Genomic DNA, 22602 nt, shown 5'->3' with positions numbered 1-22602 from the left:
ACCTGCAAGCAAAACACATGCACCTGCGGTCCTGTTTGTTTTGACGTTGTTTTCAGGTTTCACAGTCGTACCTCATCCTGGATGACGGGCAATCGGGCTGGAAATCTCTAATCCGTTGCATGTTTTCACCTTCAATCGAGGCGGATTGAGGGAGGCATGCGTTAGCATTTGATTGTTTGAGTGGGGTGAACGGGCGAATGAGACGTGTCGTTATCACCGGTACCGGCATGGTATCTCCTCTTGGCTGCGGTACGGACGTCACCTGGACGCGGCTTCTTGCCGGCCAGAACGCTGCCCGCAAGGTAACCGAATTCGAGGTCGAGGATCTTCCGGCCAAGATCGCTTGCCGCCTTCCTTTTGGCGACGGTACAGACGGCACATTCAATGCCGATGACTGGATGGAGCCGAAGGAACAGCGCAAGGTCGATCCGTTTATCGTCTATGCGATGGCCGCTGCTGAAATGGCATTGGCCGATGCCGACTGGAAACCCCAGACCGATGAGGATCAGATCGCCACCGGCGTGCTGATCGGCTCGGGCATCGGCGGCATCGAAGGCATTGTCGAAGCCGGCTATACGCTGCGCGACAAGGGTCCGCGCCGCATTTCTCCCTTCTTCATTCCTGGCCGTCTGATCAATCTGGCCTCCGGTCATGTTTCGATCCGCCACAAGCTGCGCGGTCCAAACCACTCCGTGGTCACCGCCTGTTCGACGGGCGCCCATGCCATCGGTGACGCCAGCCGCTTCATCGCTTTCGGCGATGCCGATGTGATGGTGGCTGGTGGGGCCGAATCGCCGATCAGCCGGATTTCGCTGGCCGGTTTTGCCGCCTGCAAGGCCCTGTCTACCCAGCATAACGACGATCCGCAAAAGGCCTCGCGCCCCTATGACAGAGACCGCGACGGTTTCGTGATGGGCGAGGGTGCCGGGATCGTGGTGCTTGAGGAGTTGGAACATGCCAAGGCGCGTGGTGCCAAGATCTATGCGGAAGTGGTAGGCTACGGCCTGTCCGGCGATGCATTCCATATCACCGCGCCTGCGGAAGATGGCGACGGTGCATTCCGCTGCATGACCATGGCACTGAAGCGCGCTGGGATGACCGCTGCCGATATCGACTATATCAACGCCCATGGCACATCGACCATGGCAGATACGATCGAGCTTGGCGCTGTCGAGCGGCTGGTCGGTGCTTCGGCCTCGAAGATTTCGATGTCCTCGACCAAATCGGCCATCGGCCATCTTCTGGGAGCAGCCGGTGCGGTCGAAGCCATCTTCTCGGCGCTTGCCATTCGGGACGGCATCGTTCCACCGACGTTGAATCTCGATACGCCGGATGTGGACAGCGCCATCGACCTGGTGCCACATCAGGCCCGCAAGCGTGATGTGCGTGTGGCCCTGTCGAATTCCTTCGGGTTCGGCGGCACCAATGCATCGCTGGTGCTGCGCCGCTTCGAAGGCTAGACTTGCCTTAGGAAAAGCGGAGACCGGTTTTCCCGAAAAGACTAACGGCAGCTTCGAGAGCGACGGGCCAAACGCTTGTGCTTCTGTGATTCAAGCCTTGGTCATGCTCTCAATCCCGACCAGTCGGAAAAATAGATCCCCTGCCTTTTCTGAAAGGCAGGGGTAGAGTATGAAAATCTGCCGGGCCGATGCTGTTTCGTGGTAAGGGCAGAGGATGGGCTTGAAGGTCTGGTTTCAACCCCTGCCGTCGCTACAACGCCGGAAGACATGTCTCCGGAACCCGCTTTTGCCGTAATGCTTGCCCAAAAGCACCATGACCGAACAGAAGAGGAGTGCCGGTGAGCGATCGCGTCGACCAGGAAGCCAACCGTTCCAGCAATGGTGGCGAACAGCAGCCCCAAAATCAAAACCAGGCGGCAAAAGGGCCTTTCATCCCCAAATCGCCCTCGGAAGCCCTGAGGCCGGAGCGGGTGCCGCAACCGCCGCGTCGTTCGCGACGTGCGCGCAGCCAGGTGGTGGTGTTCCTGAATTTCGTGATGACCTTGCTGGTCTTTGCCTGCATTGCCGCAGTTGCTGCCTTCTATTACGTGGTCTCTGCGTTTCAGGACCCCGGTCCGCTCCCGACCAACGCCAATTTTCTGGTTCGCAACGGCGCGGGCGTCTCCGAGATCTCCACCAGCCTTGAGCGCAATGGCATGATTTCCGATGCGCGGATTTTCCGTTACATGACATCGACCTATCTGCATGACGGCGATACGTTGAAGGCTGGCGAATACGAGATCAAGGCCGGCGCCTCGATGAAGGATATTCTCGAGCTGCTGCGGTCGGGCAAATCCATTCTCTATTCGGTGACGCTGCCGGAGGGTCTGACGGTCAAGCAGATGTTCGACCGGCTGGCCAAGGATGAGACGCTGGAAGGCGATCTACCCAAGGCGCTGCCGCCAGAGGGAAGCCTGCGCCCGGATACCTATAAATTCACCCGTGGCACCAAGCGGCAGGAGGTCGTCGACCAGATGCTCGACGGACAGAAACGTCTTGTCGATCAGATCTGGGCCAATCGCTCTCCCGACCTGTCCTTGAAGACCAAGGAGCAATTCGTGGTTCTGGCCTCCATTGTCGAAAAGGAAACCGGCAAGGATGACGAGCGGGCCCATGTGGCCTCGGTGTTCCTCAACCGGCTGCAGAAGGGTATGCGGCTGCAATCGGACCCGACCATCGTTTACGGGTTGTTCGGCGGTGACGGCAAACCTGCCGACCGGCCGATCTACCAGTCGGACCTGCAGAAGCAGACGCCCTATAATACCTATGTGATCAAGGGCCTGCCGCCGGGACCGATTGCCAATCCAGGCCGCGCGGCGCTGGAGGCGGTTGCCAATCCCTGGCGCACCTCCGATCTGTATTTCGTCGCAGATGGCACTGGCGGTCACGTCTTTGCATCGACCCTGGATGAGCATAATGCCAATGTCAGACGTTGGCGCAAGCTGGAGGCGGATCGGGGTGCAGATCCTGGCCAGGCCGTCGATGGCCAGCCCGAAGCGGATCCTGATCAGGCTCCAAAGCCGGCGAAGAAAAAATAACGTGACGCGGCTGGCCGGATGACCGGTCAAACGTAGCTGCGATGGAAGACACACGATGACATTGCAATCGATGACCGGGTTCGCCCGCAATGAAGGTCAGATCGGCCGCTATCGTTTTGCCTGGGAGCTGCGGTCGGTCAATGGCAAGGGGCTGGATGTGCGGCTTCGCCTGCCGCCGGGCCTGGAAGACATGGAAACTGAGGTCAAGGCAGCGGTCGCCTTGCAGCTGTCTCGCGGCAATGTGCAGGTTGGCCTGAGCCTGACTGCCAGCGACAACCGAATGGAAGCGGTGGTCAACCGCGATGCCCTCGATGCTGTGCTAGAGCTGCGCACTCAATTGGGTCCGGGCATCGTCTCTGCCGAACCATTGTCGCTCGATACGCTTCTGTCCATCCGTGGCCTTGTCGATCTGCGCGAGGCGCAGGAGGACGGCACCCAACTGGCCGCACGGCGGCGAATGCTGCTGGGCGAACTGGAAACTGCCGTCGCCGCACTTGCTGAGATGCGGTCGCACGAGGGCCTTGCCTTGCAGTCTGTCCTGCTCGCACATATCGATGAAATCGAGGGACTGGCCTTGGTCATCGAGGCTGATCCATCCCGCAGCCCGGACGAGATCGCTCGGCGGCTGGCCACGCAGATTAGCGCGCTGCTGGCGTCCGCACCTGTTCTTGACAAGGACAGGCTCTATGCAGAGGCGGCCTTGATGGCCACCAAGGCCGATCTGCGCGAGGAGATCGACCGGCTGAAGGCGCATGTGGCTGCGGCCCGGACCCTGCTGCGCGCTGGCGGACCGGTCGGGCGCAAGCTCGATTTTCTGGCGCAGGAATTTAATCGCGAATCGAATACCATCTGCTCTAAGTCCAATTCCGCCGCGGTGACCGCTGCCGGGATCGAATTGAAGGTCGTCATCGACCAGTTCCGCGAGCAGGTCCAAAATCTGGAGTGAAACATGTCCATCGCAGCGTCCAAAAACGCCACTATTCCCAGGCGCGGCCTGATGCTGGTGATTTCCTCACCCTCGGGGGCGGGTAAATCGACCATTTCGCGCACGCTGATGGATATCGACAAGCAGATCGGCATGTCGGTCAGCGTCACCACGCGCCAGCGCCGTCCGAGTGAAATCGAGGGCGTGCATTACCATTTCATTTCGCAGCGCGAATTCGAACGACTCAAGGCCTCGGATGCTCTGCTGGAGTCGGCGGAAGTGCATGGCAATTTCTACGGTACACCGCGCGAGCCGGTCGAGGTGGCGATGTCGGAGGGGCGTGACATGCTGTTCGACATCGACTGGCAGGGTGCCCAGCAATTGCAGGAGAAAATGGCCGCCGATGTCGTCTCGGTCTTCATCCTGCCGCCGACCATGACCGAGCTGCAATCTCGCCTGCACCGCCGCGCCGAGGATTCCGAAGAGGTGATCCAGACGCGGCTGGCCAATTCCCGCTCCGAGATCGAGCATTGGCGTGAATATGACTATGTCATCGTCAATGACGACCTGAATTCGGCCTTCGATGCTGTGCAGTCAATCGTCAAGGCCGAGCGCCTGCGTCGCGATCGCCGCCCGGGCCTGTTCGATTTCGTAAATAACCTGATTACGGAAGAGCCAAAGCTTTAATATAGGGTCAGGACTGGAGGGTTCGAACCAAATAGCCTATTCCTGGTGGCATGAGGAGAGAGATGCCAATGGCGGAGAATGGTCTCGATAGCAGCTCGGGTGCGGCGATCTATTCGCCGCTGACCCTGAAGCTTTATGATCTCGTCGTGCTCGGTTTTTCCAACCGCTTCGCTTGGACATGCCCGACCCGCAAGGTGCTACTCCCGTTCTTCAAGGCGCATCTCAGTGACAATCATCTCGATGTCGGCGTTGGCACGGGCTATTACCTTGCGGAGGCGGGGATCGGCCCGCATCAGAAGGTCAGCCTGCTCGACCTCAACCCGAACAGCCTGAAGGCGGCGCAGGCGCGCCTGGGCCGGTCTTTGGGCCGACCGTGTAGCACCTATGTCGGTGACGTGATGCGACCGCGCCGCTGCCGTCGGATTGCCGTTTTTCGTCAATTTCGCTGTTCTATCTCTATCACTGCCTGCCGGGCAGCATGGCGGAAAAGTCAGCTTCCATCGCCCATCTGTCGCCCTATCTGGAACCTGGCGGGGTGATATACGGGGCGACAATCCTCGGCGAGAGCGCTGGCCATAACCACTATGGCCGACGACTGATGGCGGTCTACAATGCGAAGGGTGTTTTCGGCAATCGCCACGACACGCAGGAGGGCCTTACGGAGACGCTCAGTGCGCATTTTCAGGATGTGGACGTGCGCCGAAATGGCCGGGTCGCCCTGTTTACCCTGCGCGTCCCGAAGGCGTGATAGGTTCTCACGTTTGATTGAGTAGTGGCTACAGCAGATTGGCAATCCGGCAGAATTCCTCGACCGACAGGGTTTCTGCCCGGCGCGATGCATCGATTTCGGCGCGGTTCAGAAGCGCTTCACCACCCAGGGGCTTCAGGCTTGCACGCAACATCTTGCGCCGCTGGCCAAAAGCGGCCTGGGTCAGTTTTTCCAGCTTGGCGATCTCGCACGGAATGGGGGCAGGGCGCGGCGTCAGATGCACCACTGTGGATGTCACTTTCGGCGGTGGTGTGAAGGCCTGTGGTGATAGGTCGAACGCCATATGCGCCTCGGTCCGCCAGCCGCAGAGTACACCGAGACGGCCATAATGGTCGTCATCGGCTTGCGCCACGATACGCTGGCCGACTTCCTTCTGGAACATCAGCGTCAACGAGTCCCAGAAGGGCGGCCATTGGCGTGGCATCAGCCAGTTGATCAACAATTGCGTGCCGACATTATAGGGCAAGTTGGCGACGATTTTCACCGGACCATCCGGGGCCATAGCTTCAAAATCGGTCTTCAGCGCATCGCCCTCAATCACCTCAAGGCGGCCCGGATAATGGTCGGAAATCTCGGCCAGCGCCGGCAGGCAGCGGTTGTCGCGCTCTATGGCGATAACCTTCTTGGCGCCCAGCGCCAGCAAGGCCCGTGTCAGACCGCCTGGGCCTGGGCCGACCTCGAATACCGTCGCATTCGTCAGGTCACCGGCGGTGCGGGCGACTTTCTGGGTGATATTGAGGTCCAGCAGAAAATTCTGGCCGAGTGCTTTCTTTGCATCCAGCCCATGGCGCTGGATAACGTCGCGCAGCGGCGGCAATCCGTCCAGAGCGGCCATCAGACGGCCAATGCGTGGGTGAGGGCGGCCTTGCGGCTGATATCCACCGCCAGGCGTAGCGCTGCGACCAAGCTGTTTTCACGGGCAATACCCTGGCCGGCGAGGCCGAACGCGGTGCCATGGTCGGGCGAGGTGCGCACGAAGGGTAGGCCGAGGGTGACGTTGACCGAACCGTCGAAGTCCAGGGTCTTCACCGGTATCAGCGCCTGATCGTGATACATGCAGACAGCGACATCGTAGCGGCGGCGCGCTTCCTCATGAAACATGGTGTCGGCAGGCAGCGGCCCGAAAGCGTCGATTCCTTCCGCGCGGAGGATTTTGAGAGCCGGTGCGATGATCTCTTCGTCTTCGCGGCCCATCGCGCCGCCTTCGCCAGCATGCGGATTGAGCCCGGCAACGGCGAGCCGAGGCTCGGCAATGCCGAATTTGTCGCGCAGGTCGGCATGGGTGATGCGACAGGTGCGAATGATCAGCTCTTCGCTCAGCGCTGGCGCCACCGCGCTTAGCGGCATGTGGATTGTGACGGGAATTGCCCGCAATTGCGCTCCGGCCAGCATCATCACGGGCATGACCGGGTGGCCTGTGGCCTTTTCGGCAAGAGCGGCCAAAAACTCGGTATGACCTGGAAAACCAAATCCGCCCTCATAGAGCACGGATTTGGCGACGGGATTGGTCACGACCGCACCAGCCTGGCCTTTCAGGCAAAGATCGACCGCCATTTCAATGGCGGCTATCGTCGAGCGCGCGGTTGCAACATGCGGCTCGCCAGCCACGACATCGATACCAACAGGGATCGGCAGAACCGGAAACGCGGTTTCGAAAACCTCTGTCGCATCCTCTGCCCCTGTTTCCTTGAAGGGAATGTCCAGCCCCAGCAGTCTGGCACGGCTTTTCAGCACGGCTGGATCGCCCAGAAACAGGAATGGCGGCAGGTCAAGCGCCTTGCGCTTCGTCCATGCCACCAAGGCGATATCCGGGCCTATCCCCGCTGGATCGCCTTGGGTCAAGGCGAGGGGAAGACGCTGGCTGGTATCCGACATGATGATGCTCAACGATTGATGATCTGGGCCTTGGAGCGCAGTTCGGTCAGGTATTTTTCGGAGTTCGGATCGCCCTTGGACTTGTCTTCCTTGCCGATATCTTCGGCCTTGAAAACCGCTTCGGCGGCCAGATCGTCGGAGACCTGCTTCTGATTGCAGATCGCCAGATATTCAATTCCGCGTTCGGTGACGCGCGTGCCTGTGGTGGTGCCGTTCGCGCCCTCGATCAAAGGCTTCCAGTCGTCAGGCAATTCAGGCTTCATCACCCGACCGAGGTCGCGGATCGAGACGTCGAGGTAGTTTTTGGCAAAATCCATCGCCTGGTCGCAGCCGGGAAACTTGGCGCGGGACGCTTCGGCCTCTGCCTTGCGCTTGGCCGTCAAGGTGGCGCGTTTGGCGACGGGAACAACGAAAATAACCTGTTTCAAGGTATATTCCGTCGTCACCGGCTTCTGCTTGTTTTCAAGCAGACGGGTAACCATGTCCTGGTTGCTCATCTTCGAGCGGGACGCATAGCGTGCGTTTACCAGTCGCGGCCAACTCATCTGCACGGCAATATAGGCTTTGAAGTGCTCGACGCCGACACCGGCCTTGTCAAGGATCTGGCCCATCTGCTGCGTCGACAGCTTATTGGAAGCGGCGAACCGCCCAAAAGCCTGGTCGACATCCATGGTGCTGACGGACATTCCGACCCGGGCGATTTCCTGGCGTTTCAGCTGCTCGTCAATCAACTCCTGACGGGCCTTTTTAGCAACGTCACCTGTCTCATGGCGAAGTTTCAGGAAGGCAATCCGCCGTGCCAAATCGGTATTGGTAATCGCGGTTTTATTGACGACGACAGCCACGCCGGTATCGGCCAGAGCTGGAGTGACCGTTGCTGGCGCAAAGCCTGTCACGCAAACCAAAGCCACCGTTGCAACAACAGCGGCGCGCAAAGTTTTATTGCTCAAGGTCATCACCTGTCCTTTTCCCATGCCGCAGCGATCCAATGGCGCGCGGCACCCTCTGAATGATCGTGTTCAGGGTCTACCGTTAAAAACACGCATGTTTTTTCCCGGTAAACTCTGCTGCATAATTTCTTAAATCGGCATTGATTCAAATAATTATGCAGCAGGCACAGCATATTGGAGAATTCCCGCTTCAAAGTGAACCGCAGAATGCTCCCTTTTTACTTTCAGGCATTTACACCACAAAGCCGCACCGCACTTTTGCTGAAAATGCTTTATTGCAGGATCGATTGCACAAACCCTGCGGCGAAACAATGGCTTTTCCATAAGAAACGGCGCGTCAACCAATCGTGCGGCAGCGTTTCTTATAAAAACACATCTGTTCTACGGCATCAGACCGAAAAGCCGCGAACCGGATCTTGAAAAATCCGATGCGAAAATAAAAACCAATAGCATCGTGCCGAATCCAGTCTCCGCACGGTGCTATTGATATTTTGGATCAATAGGAACGTGGCCCGCCGCTTTCCAGGGAAAACAGCGGGCTTTTAAAAGGCGAGACAGATCAATTAAACCCGGTGACGTCGGTATCGCCTACTTTGACATCGCCCAAGGTGCGGAATGTCAGTCGGGCGCCGATGGACCAGTCATTGGCGGATTCGTCATCGTCCTTGTTCTTGTAAACGATGGAGAAGATCGTGCAATCGTCGGCATAGGACACGCCGATGCCATAGCGGTTGATATTGTCCTTCTTCACATCCCAAGTAATCGAACCGAAGACCGACCAGAAATCGCCAATCTTGACCGAGCTGGCGTTCTGTATCTCTTCGCGGTCGTAATCATAGCCGTAATTAGGCTGTGCCGCGATCTGGGTGTAGATGAAATTCGTTTGCAGTTGGTCGTTGTGATAACCGATGGCCGAATCCGTCCGCGCGACCTCAAAGGTCTTTTCATCGAACCGCGCATTGACCGAGGTGGATATGCCGTAAGGCGTATCCAGCCCGACCATGCCGACATAATCGGACACTGCGGTTTCCAGACCCGATTCGTTGCCGGCATAGACCAGATCCGAGGAGGCAAAGGAGTTTTTGCCGGCCAGTTGGTAGGACTGCCCGAAGATACTGCGCAATGTATAACCGCTGTCGAACGAGCCGGTATAGCGCAGGCCGACATTGGCACGCGTGCCGCCTTCAACCCGGTCATAGCCGGAGAACTTGTCGCGCTCAAACAGGTTGCTGGCATCGAAGACGAAGCTTTGCGCATCCTCATTCGTAAGTCGGCCCGCCTGTTGCTCGTCGGGTCGGACAAAGATCTGGCCAATCGGCTCGATCACATGCGTGCTGCCCGGCGCGCTGAGCAGCCACGGATAGCGAACCTCAAGTCCAGCCGTCACCATCGAACGGGTCACGCCTGTTGTGTCGTTGTAATTGCCGGAATAGCTGGACCCTGGTGCGTCCATGTTATTGCCAAAGGCATCGCCACGCGCGGCAAGGATAGGTGTCAGCAACACGCCCTGCGGTGTATCGAAGGTGCGCTTCCATTCCACTTCACCGGTCAGGCGGGTCGTATTGCCCTTCAGTCCGCTGAAGCGTTCGTTGCCATTGTTCAGGTTGAGAATATCGCTGTTATAGCGCGTCAGGGCCGTGAAGTTGACGGTTGCCGACAATTCTCCGCCCATGAACGGTTCCGGCGCATAATAGCTATAGTCGATGGTTGGGGTGACAATCGGCTGCTTGCGCTCGGCGACATCCTTGCTGTCGGCATCCTGGATGTCGAAGTAATAGGCGCGCATGTCGAAGGAATTACGATCCCCAAGACCGGTCAGATAGACCTGATTGGTATGGGTTTTCTGGTTGAAACCTTCCAGGTCGTAGGTGCGTGCGAAGTTGTTGTCGCTCTCCAGCATCACATCCCAGCCGAAGCTCCAGCGGGGATTGATATCGAATTTGCCGGTCGAGCCGACCATGCCGCGGAAGTCCTTCTCGGCATCCGTGGTGCCGCTGTCGAACTTGCCTGGGTTTAACTGGTCGATGCCAGCAAAGCGCAGCGTCGCCAATCCATCCTCGAACTGATGGCGCACTTCTGTATCGAGCAACACACCCTGGCTGGTAAACCCACCCAGTTTGATCGTGGCGTCGGTCTGCGGGGAAATGGCCCAGTAATAGGGAACAATAACCCCAAACCCGAGTTTCTGAGTCGTGCTGAATTCGGGAAACAGGAAGCCCGATTTACGCTTGACGGTATTGTCGGGAACCTCGATTGACGGGATCAGCGCAATCGATTTGCCGAACAGCTGGAAGCGCGCGTTTTCCAGGCGGATCGTGTGGGTCTTGCCATTTTGAATGACTCGTTCCGCCTTGATCTGCCAGAAGGGCGCACGGCCCTGCTGCGCGCAAGGCAGACAGGCGGTGTAGACACCCTTGTAGAGGATCATCTGGTCGCCGTTGACCCGTTCGCCCTTCTGGGCGGCGATGCGGGTATTATCCGTCGTCTCCACCCGCAGGCTGTTGACGAAGCCATTGGCGAAGTCGTCGGTGACGTCCATCTTGTCGGCATAGATGCGGTTACCATCAGGCTCTATCAGTTCGATATTGCCATAGGCCATCATCCGACCGGTCTTCTGGTCGTATTCGACGCGCTTGGATACCATCTGGTAGCCGGCGTAATTGATCTGGACGCCGCCGACCGCAGTCACCTTCTGGGCGTCCTTATCATATGTCATTTCATTCGCTGCGAGCATGAGCTTCGCATCGGCGGGAATTTTCGGTGACACCAAACCATTGCTGGAGGCCGTCTGCGCATAGGCAAAAGGCACAGGAACGAGGGTCGCACTAAAGGCGACGCCTGCCAGCAGGGCTGTGAAAAGCCGTTTTATATTTCCGCGGTCAATTGCCGCCACTAACCATCCTCCTGATGAAGCAGGATCGTCGCCCCGAGCGCTGTCGCAACAATGACAGGAACCCAGGTCGCAACGAACGGAGGCACAACGCCACTGCTTCCGAACGCCTTCACGAGCACTGTCGCCACATAAAGCACGAAGCCCGAAATGATTCCACCCAGAATCACGGAACGTGACTGGTTGAACCGGCTGAATTTGAGAGAAACAGTTGCAGCAATCAGAGTCATCGCAACGAAAAGGAAGGGAGTGGAGAGCAGCGTGTGAAACTGCGTTTCCAAATTCTTCGTTGAGACGCCATAGGATTTGGCAACTGCGATTTTCTGAGAAAGTTCATAAAAAGCAACAGTATCCGGCTGTGCGAGACGCTCCTGTACAAATTCCTGTTTCAAATTGGTGCTAACTTGTGCCGATGTCTCCCGCCTGGGTGTTTCGCCAGGCTTGGTCTCTACGACATCCTTAAGCAACCAGTAACCATCTTGCAACTTCGCTGTGCGTGCATCCTGACGGGAGGTGATTCGGCCCTGGCCGTCGAAGTGGATGAACACCGCCTGCATCAGCAGCGTGCCGTCTTCCAGAACCGAGGTCGCGCCGATGATCGTGTCTTCCTTGCCGGTGATCTGGCGCATCCACGGCACGGAGTTCTTATTGTTGCTGGCCTTGCCGGGGTCGCTGTATTCGGCCTCCAGTGTCGCAGCCTGTTTCTGTCCGAGAGCGGCAAGCGGATTGATCAGCAGGGATGTGGCGCAGCCGAGCAGGAAAGCGCCCAGCAGGAAGGGGAACATGAACTGCCAGACGGAAATGCCTGCGGCACGCGCAATCACCAATTCGGAGCGCCTGTTCAGGGTGATCAGGGTCACCATCCCGGAAAACAATGCGATGAAGGGTACGGTTTGCTGGAGCAGCAGCGGCAAGCGCATCAGCGTCAGCAGGAAGACGCCAAACAGCGAGGATTGTTCGTTGTCGGAGAACCGGCCACTGACCTCGCTGAAGTCGATCAGGAAAATGATCGCTGCGACGCCAATCACGAACCAGAACACGGTGATCGCATAGCGCTTGAGAAAATAGCGACTGAGCGTGTTGAGCATCATGCGCTGCCTCCATTGTCCTGGCCATTGGCGCTATTGGAGGTAAAGCGCCGCTGAAAGGCCAACCGTGTCGTGTCGATCATACGACGCAAGGGTGCTGGCAATTGCGATTTCTTCTGCCGCATCAGCATCAGGGTGGCAATCGCCGCGCTGGCGAGGGGTGTCGCATACATCAACACGATGAAGGCGGCATTCGATTCGGACTTGTTGGCGGCATAGAATGTCAGCCAGCGCAGAACAAGCGCAAGGGTCAATGCCGAGACCATAGGATGCAGCCGTGCCTCTCGGTGGGAGCGTGCATCGCCGGCGATGGCCAGTGAAATCAGCGCGAAAGCAAAGGGCAGGAGCCATTCGGTCATGCGCTTATGCAGTTCCGCCCGGTATTCGCCTGGGTGATCCTTGTAATCGTCGTCATTCGTATCCGGATTGAGCAGGAAGCTCAGGCTGCGGTCGCTCGGCCGCATCTTTGCCTTGCCACGGGTTTCCGTCAGGTCGGACAGGTCGAAGGCATAGGAATCAAAGCGAACGATTGAAACCGTGCCACCCGGTGCTTTGCGCTGAACCTCGCCGTCATGCATGATCAACGCGGTCCCGGTCTCATCCACCGCGCCTTCGCGGGCATAATAGATCAGCGAATAGGCCGGGTCGCGGTAATCGGCGACGAACAGGCCTTTCAGCACGCGTCCCGCCAGCCGCTGGGAAATTTGCACATAAAGGCCGTCTTCCACCTTGCGGAAGGTTTTTTCCTCGATCACCGTCGATAGAAGGTCAGCATAGGCATTGGCGATCATCTGACGCGCCGCCACTTTCACCTTTGGTTGCACTTCATTGGTGATCACAAGCGTTATGACGCTGATGGCCAGTGCAAACAGCAGGATCGGTCGCAGAATGACCGCGCGAGACGCGCCGGCGGCGTCGATGACGGCCAGCTCGGAATCGTTGTTCATCGCCGTCAGGCTCTGCGTAATGCCAATAACCAGCGCAAACGGCATGACGATGGGAATGATGGTGGGCAGGATGAGGGTGGCGAGCGTGGCAAAAGAGCCGATCGACTGTCCGGTATCGGTCACGAGATTGATGCGTGCCAGGACCTGTGTTGTCCAGATGATCGCCAGCACGGGCAGAAGTGCCGTCAGGAACATCTGCGCGACACGCCGCAATATATAGGACTCAAGAAGCTTCATGCCGGATCCTGCCAATAGCGCCTATTTGCCCATCGTCAGGGCAAAACACAAGAGCCGATGCTTCAATCATCTGTGCAGGACTTTTTAATGATGCTTCTCGGCAACAGGCAGATTTACGTGCCTCATTTAAAGATGGGGCTGGTTTCTGGCCCGCAAAAGCCCGCAGCCGTTTGCCACTGCAAAGACGATGGCAAAGATAACAGGGGAAGACAGCCAGCCCAGAACCACGTCGGACAGGTAATGTGCTCCGAAGGCCAACCGCAGCAGGGGCGAGGCAAACGACGCGAAGACCAGCGGCCAGCCGATGCGCCGGCGCCAGGTGGCTGGCAGCAGGGGAACGATGCAGATGATCCAGCCTGCCCCGGCGGCTTCGCCGGAAATGAAGGAACAGTTCTGGTCGCAGGCACCGGCAAAATTGCCCGCCGGTTCAAACCCATAGGGTCCGCCGAAGAACACGGTCTGATTGGGGCGTGGCCGGCCGGACATGTCCTTCAGAAACACATTGACCAGCAGATAGGGTCCAATGGCCGTTGCCAGCAGCGACAGAACCAGCTTGACGATTTGTTCCTGCTGCCAGGCGGCGCGCGGCTGACACAGCTTGACGATCAGCGCCACCAGCACGCCGACGCCCACCACATGCGGCATGTAGAACAGGATTTGCCTGATCGCCTTCAGGACTGGCTCGCGCGAAATGGGAAAGCCGCCGCAGATCGTGTTTGCCTCATGCGCTGTGCAATTGCCGGCGCGAAAGAACACTTCAGACACCGCGATATCGAAGCCGGGCGCTGAATAGAACACCACCAGCAGCATTACCCAGACGGTGGATAGCAAGGCGGCGGTCGTAAAGGAGGACCGGGTGAGATCGGGAATACGACAGTGCCGTCCAAATATATCCGTGACGGTCAGCTGGGGTTTGCGGGCACTGGTCTTCATCGTCAAACTCTTGAGGCTCGTCACAACTCGGGCTTGCCCCGGTCCTCGTTCGCCCCGGTGCTGATTTGCATCATAGCGAATGCTTATAGATGTTATAAGACAAAGACCAGTTGCAGGCAGGCCACGCATTACAAATCTTTACTGTATTCACGGGTCGGGAACGGCCAAATTAGGGTCTGTTGGGGGATGTGGGTTTGTGATCGATGGCGACAGGGGCGGCGTTGGCAAAGCGCGTCTTTGATCCGGAGTGAGGAGAAGGCATGAGGACAAGGAGGCGAGCCCTGTTGCAATCATGCGCAAAACCGACATGATCGGCGCCCAGAGCAAATCGTGACAATCGCGATTAAACATACAGTGCCGGAGTAAGCCATGTCGATGAAGCTGGAAATTTCCTTTGCCCCATCCGCCTTAATCGAGGCGGGCCTGGTCCTCAGCCTGAAGGAGGCTGAAGCGACGTTGCCAGCCGGGGCGGCCACGGTCGATCCGTCCGGAATTTTCGCGAAGGCAGCCGCAACGGCGAAGTTCAAGGCCAAGGCCATGTCGGTTCTCGACATTCTCGCGCCCACCAGTTCGCCGGCGGATCGGCTGATCGTCATCGGGACTGGCAAGGCCGCCGATCTTGTCGATCATGACTGGTTGCGGCTGGGCGGTGTGGCTGCTGCCAATCTGAAAGGCTCGGAGACAGCAACAATTTTCCTCGATGCGGACGGGTTGGCGGTGACGGCGCAGGGCGTGCGTGATTTTGCCATTGGCATGCTGCTGCGCGCCTATTCCTTCGACGATTACAAGACGAAGAAGAAAGACGATGACGATAAGGCGCCGTCCGCCGTCCAGATCACCCTGGTAACCGCTGTGGCCGACGCTGCGGAACGGTTGTTTGCCGCTGAGGGCAGGGCTGTTGTCGATGGTGTTCTTCTGGCGCGCAACCTCGTCAACCTGCCAGCCAATGTGCTGGGTCCGGTGGAATTTGCCGACCGCGCCAAGGCGCTGGAAGCGCTAGGCGTCGAGGTGGAAATCCTCACCGAAACCGAAATGGCCAGCCTCGGCATGGGCGCGCTTCTGGGCGTCGCCCAGGGCTCGGTCCGCCCACCGCGCCTTGCTGTCATGCAGTGGAAAGGTGGCGCGCCGGGTGGACAGCCGATTGCCTTCATCGGCAAGGGCGTGGTGTTCGACACCGGCGGCATTTCCATCAAGCCGGCGGGCGGCATGGAAGACATGAAGGGTGACATGGGCGGTGCTGCCGCCGTCATCGGTTTGATGCATACGCTGGCGGCCCGCAAGGCCAAGGTCAATGCTATCGGCATTCTCGGCCTTGTCGAAAACATGCCTGATGGCAATGCCCAGCGCCCCGGCGATATCGTCACCTCGATGTCCGGCCAGACCATCGAGGTGATCAATACCGATGCCGAAGGGCGTCTCGTGCTGTGCGACGCGCTCTGGTATTGCAACGACCGTTTCAAGCCTGCCTTTATGATCAATCTGGCGACGCTGACTGGCGCCATCCTGGTGGCGCTTGCCAATCTGCATGCCGGGCTGTTTTCGAATGATGACACGCTGGCCGAAAACCTGCTGAAGGCGGGCCTCTCCACCAATGAGCGCCTGTGGCGCATGCCGCTCGGCAAGGATTACGACAAGCTGATCGATAGCAAATTCGCCGATATGAAAAATACTGGTGGCCGGTATGGTGGTTCGATCACGGCGGCGCAGTTCCTGAAGCGCTTTGTCGGCGACACGCCCTGGGCGCATCTCGACATTGCCGGTACGGCGATGGCTTCTCCGAAGGACGAGATCAACCAGTCCTGGGCGTCGGGCTTTGGTGTGCGCCTGCTCGACCAGCTGGTGCGCGATGCCTATGAAGCGTAAGGGATAGCCCGGCCTTGACCGAGGTATTGTTCTATCACCTGACCGAGACCCAGTTGGAAGATGCGCTTCCGGCGCTTTTGGAAAAAAGCGTCGAGCGCGGCTGGAAGGTTGGCGTAGAAATGCGTGATCCGGAGCGGTGCGACCGGCTGGATCAGCATTTATGGACCTTTCGCGACGACAGTTTTCTGGCGCATGGCATCAGCACCAGCGAGCAGGCAGAGGCACAACCGATCCTTCTCTGCCTGTCGTCTGACAATCCCAATGGGGCGACAGTGCGCTTTTATATAGATGGCGCCGTGCCGGATCTGCCGCTTGTCTATGACCGGATCGTCTTCGTCTTCGACGGTCATGATCAGGGCGAACTGGAAACGGCGAGAGGCGAATGGAAACGGCTGAAAGGCGAGGGCCACGTGCTCACCTATTGGCAGCAGAACAACCAGGGCCGCTGGGAAAAGAAGGCTTAATATGATGTCGTTTCACGCCTGAAACGAAACATTGACGCGGTCGCCCGCGTCAATGATATAAAGTGTTACAGTTCATGCCGCCCGATGCTGTGGCGTCTGGCGCGCCCCGCCAGTTTCCAGCTTGAAATGCGAGATCAGCCGGGCGAGGTTCTGGGCGTCATCGGCCAGTTGGTTGGTGCTCGCAGTGGTTTCTTCCACCATGGCGGCATTGCGTTGAGTGACCTGGTCCATCTGGCTGACGGCAGAATTGACCTCTTGCAGCTTGAAGGATTGTTCCTTGGCGGCATTGGCGATCTGATGCACCTGCGCGTTGATATCCACCACATGATCGCGGATCTTGGAGAGTGCATCGCCGGTGGCGGTAACGAGCCGCACGCCTGCATTGACTTCCTCGCCCGATTTGGTGATCAGCGACTTGATGTCCTTGGCAGCACCTGCGGAGCGTTGCGCCAATTCGCGCACTTCCTGAGCAACGACCGCAAAGCCCTTGCCGGCTTCACCGGCACGTGCCGCCTCGACGCCGGCATTCAGCGCCAGCAGGTTGGTCTGGAAGGCGATCTCGTCGATGACATTGATGATCTTGCCGATTTCGCCGGACGCTTGTTCGATCCGGCCCATGGCCGAGACGGCGTCATGGACGACGGAGGCCGATTGTTCGGTGCTGCGGCGAGCCTCATCCACCATGCGGCTGGTCTGCTGGGCGCGATCATTGGAGGAATGCACCGCCGTGGTGATTTCTTCCAATGCGGAGGAGGTTTCCTCAAGGGTGGCTGCCTGTTGCTCGGTGCGCTTGGCCAGATCGTCCGAGGCAAACCGCAATTCGCCTGAGCCGGAATTGATCATATCGATGGAGGAGCGCACTTCGCCGACAATGCCCCGCAATGCGGACATCGTCCCGTTGACATTCTGCTGCAACTCGGCAAACGCGCCATGGAACTGGCCGCGCATCGTGTCGGTCAGATCACCATCCGAGAGGGCGGCGACGATGCGGCGGGTCTCGCCAAGGCCGGTATCGATGGACTGCACCAGTTTATTCATCGATGAGGCAAAGGCGTTGAGATCTTCGAAATCGAAATCCCGGGTGATCCGCTGACTGAAATCGCCGACAACGGCGGCGGCGACCACTTCACCGATACTGTCGCGCAGTTCATCGGATTTTTGCCGCATATGCAGTTCCTGAGCATTCATCGTCTGGACGCGCAGGCCGTTCTGTTTGAACACCTCGAGCGCCCGGGCCATGTCGCCGATTTCGTTGCCGCGTTCCAGATAGAGCACTTGGGTGTTCAGGTCGCCATCGGCGAGACGCCGCATTGCGCGGGTCAATCGCTCAATGGGATTGGAAACGCCCTTGAATACAAAGATCATCGCCCCGATACCCGCAACAGCGCCCAGCGCAAGAACCAAGCCATTCAGCAGCAGCGACAGCTGAAAGGCCGATGCTGCATTTTCATACATGCGGCCAGCCGCATCGACATTGGCGTCCCGGAAGATATCGGCCTGTTCGTCCATGGCGTTATAGGCACTGACCATGTCTCCGGTCAGTAAGGCCGCAGCCTGGTCCTTTTCACCTTTGGACGAATAGGCCACCATCTGGTTGTGCAGCGTAACATAAGAAACCATGGCCAGCTTGAAGGCGTCATAGGCCTTGCGCTCTTCAGGCAGCGAGATCAGCGTTTCATAGGTTTTCATCCGCTTGTCCAGCTTCTGCATTTCCGTTTTCAGGGCGTCGTCCGCTTCCTGAATGGCCTGTGGCGTTTTGCTGAGGATATGGCGCATTTCGAGGCCGCGCAGATTGGCGAGTGAAATATTGAGGCGGTTGGTAATATCAACCGACGGAACGGCGTCTTTTGCCAGTCCTTCGACATTGGAGAAAATGCCGGACATCGACGACAGGGCAAAGCAACCCTGAAGGAGGAGGAGCAACATCAGGCCGCTAAATGCGCTGGCCAGCGATGTCTTTAGCGAGAAATTCAGATGCATTGGACTATTCCAATTGAGCCGATGGCAAAGATCATCTTTGTCCTACGGCGTGCTTGCACCATTCCGCACAATTCATTGCGCAGAGACCGGGAGTTTCATCATGTGACAGGTGCTGGAAGAGCACCGTGGAGGAATGGATATATAAAAGCCGGAGAGCGGCTGAACCTGCTGACAGATATGACGCGACATTTACGCTGGGGGCGAGCGTTGACAGCCGACGGAGGGACATGGCAACCGGCATGTTTATTGCTGGTCTGTCCTTGGCGAGGATGATGTTGCTTAATATTTAAAATATCTCTAATAGATAATTAACCCTGTTATTTTAGGGGTTTATCGACTTATCCTAAAAGATTCAGGGGTTTAGAGAATTGCTTCGCTGCATTCAGTCGAATGGCTTTTGTTTGCGATGCAAAAATAATAATAGAAAGGCGGGATTCCGGAATTTATGTTTGATCCGATTGTCGAGTACCGGAAATATGCATTGCTCACTATAGACAGTATTTAAAATTTAAAGTTGTTTTTTGTTTTGCACGTCTGCCTGCGATTTCAATGGCCGCTATAGCATCGATGGCTTCCAGGCATTCTGGTCGATTACGATGAGAAAGACTGTCTAGCCCGCCATCGCCTCTTCATATTCGGTTGAAAGCTCCAGCCATTGCTCTTCGGCAGCGCTCAACTTGGCGGCTGCCTCGCCGCGCTGCTTAACCTTTTCCGCCGCCTTGGCCGGATGCTTTTCATAGAGAACCGGATCTGCAAGTTCTGCATCAAGGCCTTGAATCACTGTCTCCAGTTTCTTGGTCAGCGACTCGATTTCGTTGATCTTTTTCTTCAGCGGCGCCAGCGCGGCCCGCTTTTCGGCATTGGCCTTGCGCTGGTCGGCTTTTTTTCCGGCCTCGACGGTTACGTCAATTTTTTCTTCTTTTTTTTTACCCGAAGAGACAATCAGGTCGCGGTATTCTTCCATGTCACCCTCGAATGTGGTGACGGTGCCGTTATTGACCAGCCAGAGCCGGTCCACCGTTGCCTCAATCAGGTGGCGATCATGGGAGATCAGGATGACTGCGCCGTCATAATCGTTCAGCGCTTCGATCAGCGCACGGCGGCTGTCGATGTCGAGATGGTTGGTCGGCTCATCGAGGATCAGCAGATTGGGGGCGTGAAAGGCGGCAAGGCCCATCAGCAACCGGGCCTTTTCACCACCGGACAAATCCTTGGCGGCGGTCGCCATCTTTTCGGTGGCCAGACCCATCTGGGCGACGCGGGCGCGCACTTTGGCTTCCGGTGCCTGCGGCATCAACCGGCGCACGTGTTCCACTGGCGTGTCTTCCGGCACCAGATCGTCCAACTGATGCTGGGCGAAGAAGCCGATCTTCAGGCTCGGCGCCAGCCGCAGATCGCCACTTTCGGGCGGAAGACGACCGGAAATGAATTTGGCGAAGGTGGATTTACCGTTGCCGTTCGATCCCAGCAGCGCGATGCGGTCATCCGCATCGATGCGCAGGTTGAGGTTCTTCAGGATCGGCTTGCCGGGTTCGTAACCCACGGAACCGCCATTGATGGCGATGATCGGCGATGCCGGCTGTTTTTCCGGCTCAGGGAAGGTGATCGGCTGGACGTGGTCTTCAATAACCGCGGAGACCGTGCCCATGCGCTCCAGCGCTTTCACCCGGCTCTGGGCCTGTTTGGCCTTGGAGGCCTTGGCCTTGAACCGGTCGATGAAGGCTTGAAGATGCTTGCGCGCCGCATCGCTCTTGGCCTTCGACTTCATCTGCAATTCGTCGTTCTCGGCCTTCTGGCGCTCGAACTGGTCATAGCCGCCGCGATAGAAGGTCAGCTTTTTCTGGTCCAGATGGACGATGGCATTGACCGCGTTGTTAAGCAGATCGCGGTCATGGCTGATGATGATGACTGTGTGCGGGTAGCGGCGGATATAGTCTTCTAGCCACAACGTGCCTTCAAGGTCGAGATAGTTGGTCGGCTCGTCCAGCAGCAGCAGGTCGGGCTCGGCAAACAGCACCGAGGCCAGCGCCACGCGCATCCGCCAGCCACCTGAAAAGGCCGAGGCCGGGCGCAACTGTGCTTCCTGGTTAAAGCCGAGACCGGCAAGAATGCTGGAGGCGCGCGCTTCCGCCGAATGGGCATCGATATCCACCAGCCGCATCTGGATGTCGGCGATCCTGTTGGGGTCGGTGGCCGTTTCGGCCTCCGCCATCAGCGCTGTGCGCTCCTTGTCGGCCGCCAGGACGATCTCGATCAAACTGTCCTCGGTGCCGGGGGCTTCCTGCGCCACCTGACCGATCTTGGCATTCTTGGGAATGGAGACCGAGCCGCTTTCGGCTCCCAGGTCGCCGGTGATCACCCTGAACAGGGTGGATTTTCCGGCACCATTACGGCCGACAAGGCCCGCTTTCGTACCCGTGGGCAGCGAAATGCTGGCGTGGTCAATCAGCAGGCGGCCTGCAATACGGGCGGAGACGTCATTGATGGTAATCATGGCTGGCGTTTTGGCCGATGATGGCCGGGAAGGCAAGGGGGCGGGAGTGGGGAAGGACGTCAGTCTTGATGTTGATGGCTGATATAAGCATTTTTGATTTGAATACTTGGGGCAATTGACATCCGATAGCCGGATCGTTTCGACCGGAGGCCACCACCGATGACCCGACTTCTCTACTCACTTGCAGGCACGGACCTCACTCGTCCGTTTTCACCGCATTGCTGGAAGATCATCCTGGCGCTGCGCCACAAGGGATTGAGCTTCGAGGAAAAGCCGCTGGCCTTTACCGAAATTCCAACGGTGGAGGAGGGGGTCTCGAAACTGGTGCCGATCCTGCGCGATGGCGATACCGTGGTCGCGGACAGTTTCCAGATCGCGCTTTATCTGGAAGAGTCCTATCCGGACCGTCCCAGCTTGTTTCGCGGCGAGGGCGGCAAGGCTCTGGCACGGTTTGTGGAAGGCTATTCGCAATCCACCATCCATCCGGCCATCAGTGCCATCGCCCTTATGGATATCTACAACATGATCTCTCCCGCCGATCAGGCGCATTTTCGCAAAACCCGCGAAGCGCTGTTCGGCAAGGTGCTGGAAGAGATTTTCCCGGATCGCGACGGTGCAATTGCGGCTTTTCCGGCGAAACTCCAGCCCTTGCGGCATATGCTGCGGTCGCAGCCCTTTATCGGCGGGGAAAAACCATTGTTTGCTGATTACATCGTGTTTGGCGCATTCCAGTGGTTGAAGATCGTCACAGGCTCGATCTTCCTGCCCGAAGACGATCCGGCAGCGCAATGGTTTGAGCGCTGTGGCTCCCTTGGCCTGGCGCAGGCTGACGCGGCATAAAGGCCTTGTCATGTGACGGTGGCGTGAAATTCGCGTATCCCCCTTGTTTTCGCGAATCGGGGCAGGTAGAAACCGCCCACTTTCCCTACAAACAAAGGACGAGACGATGGCGATTGAACGCACCTTTTCGATGATCAAGCCGGATGCAACCAAGCGTAACCTGACGGGCGCGATCACCAAGGTTTTTGAAGACAACGGCCTGCGCGTTGTTGCTTCGAAGCGCGTCTGGATGAGCACGCGTGAAGCTGAAGGCTTCTACGCCGTTCACAAAGAACGCCCTTTCTTCGGTGAACTGGTTGAAGGCATGACGTCCGGCCCAACCGTGGTTCAGGTTCTGGAAGGCGAAGGCGCCATCCTCAAGAACCGCGAAATCATGGGTGCAACCAACCCTGCCCAGGCTGCCGAAGGCACGATCCGCAAGCAGTTCGCCCTCTCCATCGGCGAAAATTCCGTTCATGGCTCCGACGCCCCGGAAACCGCCGCTGAAGAAATCGCCTACTGGTTCGCAGCCACCGAAATCGTCGGCTAAAGTTTGTCAGGGAAAAGTGGAATCCGGTTTTCCCGAAAAGACAAACGAAAACAAGAGAATCTAGAGTCTGTCTGGTTCAATCTGAACCTGACAG

General features: G+C 57.9%; 20 protein-coding genes. 11 read left to right on the top strand and 9 right to left on the bottom strand.

Features of this window, described 5'->3' with window-relative positions; all coding sequences use genetic code 11:
* Positions 1-197 precede the first annotated feature (197 nt).
* The 6 genes from fabF to IEI95_RS29485 all read left to right on the top strand — a co-directional run bounded on the left by fabF (position 198) and on the right by IEI95_RS29485 (position 5397).
* A complete protein-coding gene (gene fabF / locus IEI95_RS20440; RefSeq protein WP_015915518.1) occupies positions 198-1460 on the top strand; it encodes a beta-ketoacyl-ACP synthase II in 1263 nt (420 codons plus the stop codon).
* A gap of 332 nt (positions 1461-1792) precedes the next feature.
* The gene (mltG, locus tag IEI95_RS20435) at positions 1793-3037 is read left to right on the top strand and encodes an endolytic transglycosylase MltG (protein WP_409065471.1); all 1245 of its coding nucleotides are present in this window, start codon (positions 1793-1795) and stop codon (positions 3035-3037) included.
* A 55-nt stretch (positions 3038-3092) separates the two neighbouring features.
* Entirely contained in the window at positions 3093-3983 is an 891-nt protein-coding gene (locus IEI95_RS20430) for a YicC/YloC family endoribonuclease (protein ID WP_156534255.1), read from the top strand.
* Between the two features lie 3 nt (positions 3984-3986).
* Entirely contained in the window at positions 3987-4649 is a 663-nt protein-coding gene (gmk, locus tag IEI95_RS20425; RefSeq protein WP_156534253.1) for a guanylate kinase, read from the top strand.
* 68 nt (positions 4650-4717) lie between these two features.
* Positions 4718-5188 carry a class I SAM-dependent methyltransferase gene (locus IEI95_RS20420; RefSeq protein ID WP_234891062.1) on the top strand — a complete coding sequence of 157 codons (471 nt, stop codon included), beginning with the start codon at positions 4718-4720 and terminating at the stop codon, positions 5186-5188.
* Positions 5189-5247: 59 nt separating this feature from the next.
* Positions 5248-5397 carry a hypothetical protein gene (locus IEI95_RS29485; protein ID WP_234891061.1) on the top strand — a complete coding sequence of 50 codons (150 nt, stop codon included), beginning with the start codon at positions 5248-5250 and terminating at the stop codon, positions 5395-5397.
* 28 nt (positions 5398-5425) lie between these two features.
* Here the strand turns inward: IEI95_RS29485 and rsmA are convergent, their stop codons facing one another.
* From rsmA to IEI95_RS20405, 3 genes are read right to left on the bottom strand one after another with little or no spacing between them, the layout of a single operon-like run.
* Positions 5426-6253, bottom strand: a complete 828-nt coding sequence (rsmA, locus tag IEI95_RS20415; protein ID WP_156534251.1) for a 16S rRNA (adenine(1518)-N(6)/adenine(1519)-N(6))-dimethyltransferase RsmA — start codon at positions 6251-6253, stop codon at positions 5426-5428.
* Positions 6253-7293, bottom strand: a complete 1041-nt coding sequence (gene pdxA / locus IEI95_RS20410; protein WP_156534249.1) for a 4-hydroxythreonine-4-phosphate dehydrogenase PdxA — start codon at positions 7291-7293, stop codon at positions 6253-6255. The genes rsmA and pdxA overlap by 1 nt, the downstream gene beginning before the upstream one ends.
* An 8-nt stretch (positions 7294-7301) precedes the next feature.
* Positions 7302-8249, bottom strand: a complete 948-nt coding sequence (locus IEI95_RS20405; RefSeq protein WP_015915525.1) for a SurA N-terminal domain-containing protein — start codon at positions 8247-8249, stop codon at positions 7302-7304.
* Positions 8250-8398: 149 nt separating this feature from the next.
* Between IEI95_RS20405 and IEI95_RS20400 the strand changes: the two genes are divergently transcribed.
* Positions 8399-8569 carry a hypothetical protein gene (locus tag IEI95_RS20400; RefSeq protein ID WP_156538201.1) on the top strand — a complete coding sequence of 57 codons (171 nt, stop codon included), beginning with the start codon at positions 8399-8401 and terminating at the stop codon, positions 8567-8569.
* Between the two features lie 233 nt (positions 8570-8802).
* Here the strand turns inward: IEI95_RS20400 and lptD are convergent, their stop codons facing one another.
* The 4 genes from lptD to IEI95_RS20380 form a co-directional block, all read right to left on the bottom strand.
* A complete protein-coding gene (gene lptD / locus IEI95_RS20395) occupies positions 8803-11136 on the bottom strand; it encodes an LPS-assembly protein LptD (protein ID WP_087727686.1) in 2334 nt (777 codons plus the stop codon).
* Positions 11136-12224 carry an LPS export ABC transporter permease LptG gene (lptG, locus tag IEI95_RS20390; RefSeq protein ID WP_156538200.1) on the bottom strand — a complete coding sequence of 363 codons (1089 nt, stop codon included), beginning with the start codon at positions 12222-12224 and terminating at the stop codon, positions 11136-11138. The genes lptD and lptG overlap by 1 nt, the downstream gene beginning before the upstream one ends.
* The gene (gene lptF, locus IEI95_RS20385; protein WP_071204681.1) at positions 12221-13405 is read right to left on the bottom strand and encodes an LPS export ABC transporter permease LptF; all 1185 of its coding nucleotides are present in this window, start codon (positions 13403-13405) and stop codon (positions 12221-12223) included. The genes lptG and lptF overlap by 4 nt, the downstream gene beginning before the upstream one ends.
* Positions 13406-13531: 126 nt before the next feature.
* On the bottom strand, positions 13532-14338 hold the full coding sequence (locus tag IEI95_RS20380) for a phosphatase PAP2 family protein (protein WP_194416937.1): 807 nt from the start codon (positions 14336-14338) through the stop codon (positions 13532-13534).
* A gap of 369 nt (positions 14339-14707) precedes the next feature.
* Here IEI95_RS20380 and IEI95_RS20375 point away from each other — a divergent pair, with 369 nt between their 5' ends.
* Positions 14708-16201 carry a leucyl aminopeptidase gene (locus tag IEI95_RS20375; RefSeq protein ID WP_156534244.1) on the top strand — a complete coding sequence of 498 codons (1494 nt, stop codon included), beginning with the start codon at positions 14708-14710 and terminating at the stop codon, positions 16199-16201.
* 14 nt (positions 16202-16215) lie between these two features.
* The gene (locus IEI95_RS20370; protein WP_156534242.1) at positions 16216-16665 is read left to right on the top strand and encodes a DNA polymerase III subunit chi; all 450 of its coding nucleotides are present in this window, start codon (positions 16216-16218) and stop codon (positions 16663-16665) included.
* Positions 16666-16737: 72 nt separating this feature from the next.
* On the opposite strand, the gene IEI95_RS20365 is transcribed toward IEI95_RS20370, so the two are convergent.
* Positions 16738-18645: a HAMP domain-containing methyl-accepting chemotaxis protein gene (locus IEI95_RS20365; RefSeq protein WP_156534240.1), complete on the bottom strand. Its 1908-nt coding sequence runs from the start codon at positions 18643-18645 to the stop codon at positions 16738-16740.
* A gap of 610 nt (positions 18646-19255) precedes the next feature.
* The gene (locus IEI95_RS20360) at positions 19256-21139 is read right to left on the bottom strand and encodes an ABC-F family ATP-binding cassette domain-containing protein (RefSeq protein WP_071585308.1); all 1884 of its coding nucleotides are present in this window, start codon (positions 21137-21139) and stop codon (positions 19256-19258) included.
* Positions 21140-21298: 159 nt separating this feature from the next.
* Here IEI95_RS20360 and IEI95_RS20355 point away from each other — a divergent pair, with 159 nt between their 5' ends.
* Entirely contained in the window at positions 21299-21979 is a 681-nt protein-coding gene (locus IEI95_RS20355) for a glutathione S-transferase family protein (protein WP_156534238.1), read from the top strand.
* A 106-nt stretch (positions 21980-22085) separates the two neighbouring features.
* Entirely contained in the window at positions 22086-22508 is a 423-nt protein-coding gene (gene ndk / locus IEI95_RS20350; protein ID WP_041696404.1) for a nucleoside-diphosphate kinase, read from the top strand.
* The last annotated feature ends 94 nt before the right edge of the window (positions 22509-22602 follow it).

The sequence above is a fragment of the Agrobacterium vitis genome, assembly GCF_014926405.1.
In the GTDB taxonomy this organism is placed as follows: Bacteria; Pseudomonadota; Alphaproteobacteria; order Rhizobiales; family Rhizobiaceae; genus Allorhizobium; species Allorhizobium vitis_H.
Note: the sequence above shows the minus strand (reverse complement) of the source record. Positions and strands in the feature narration are given on the sequence as shown.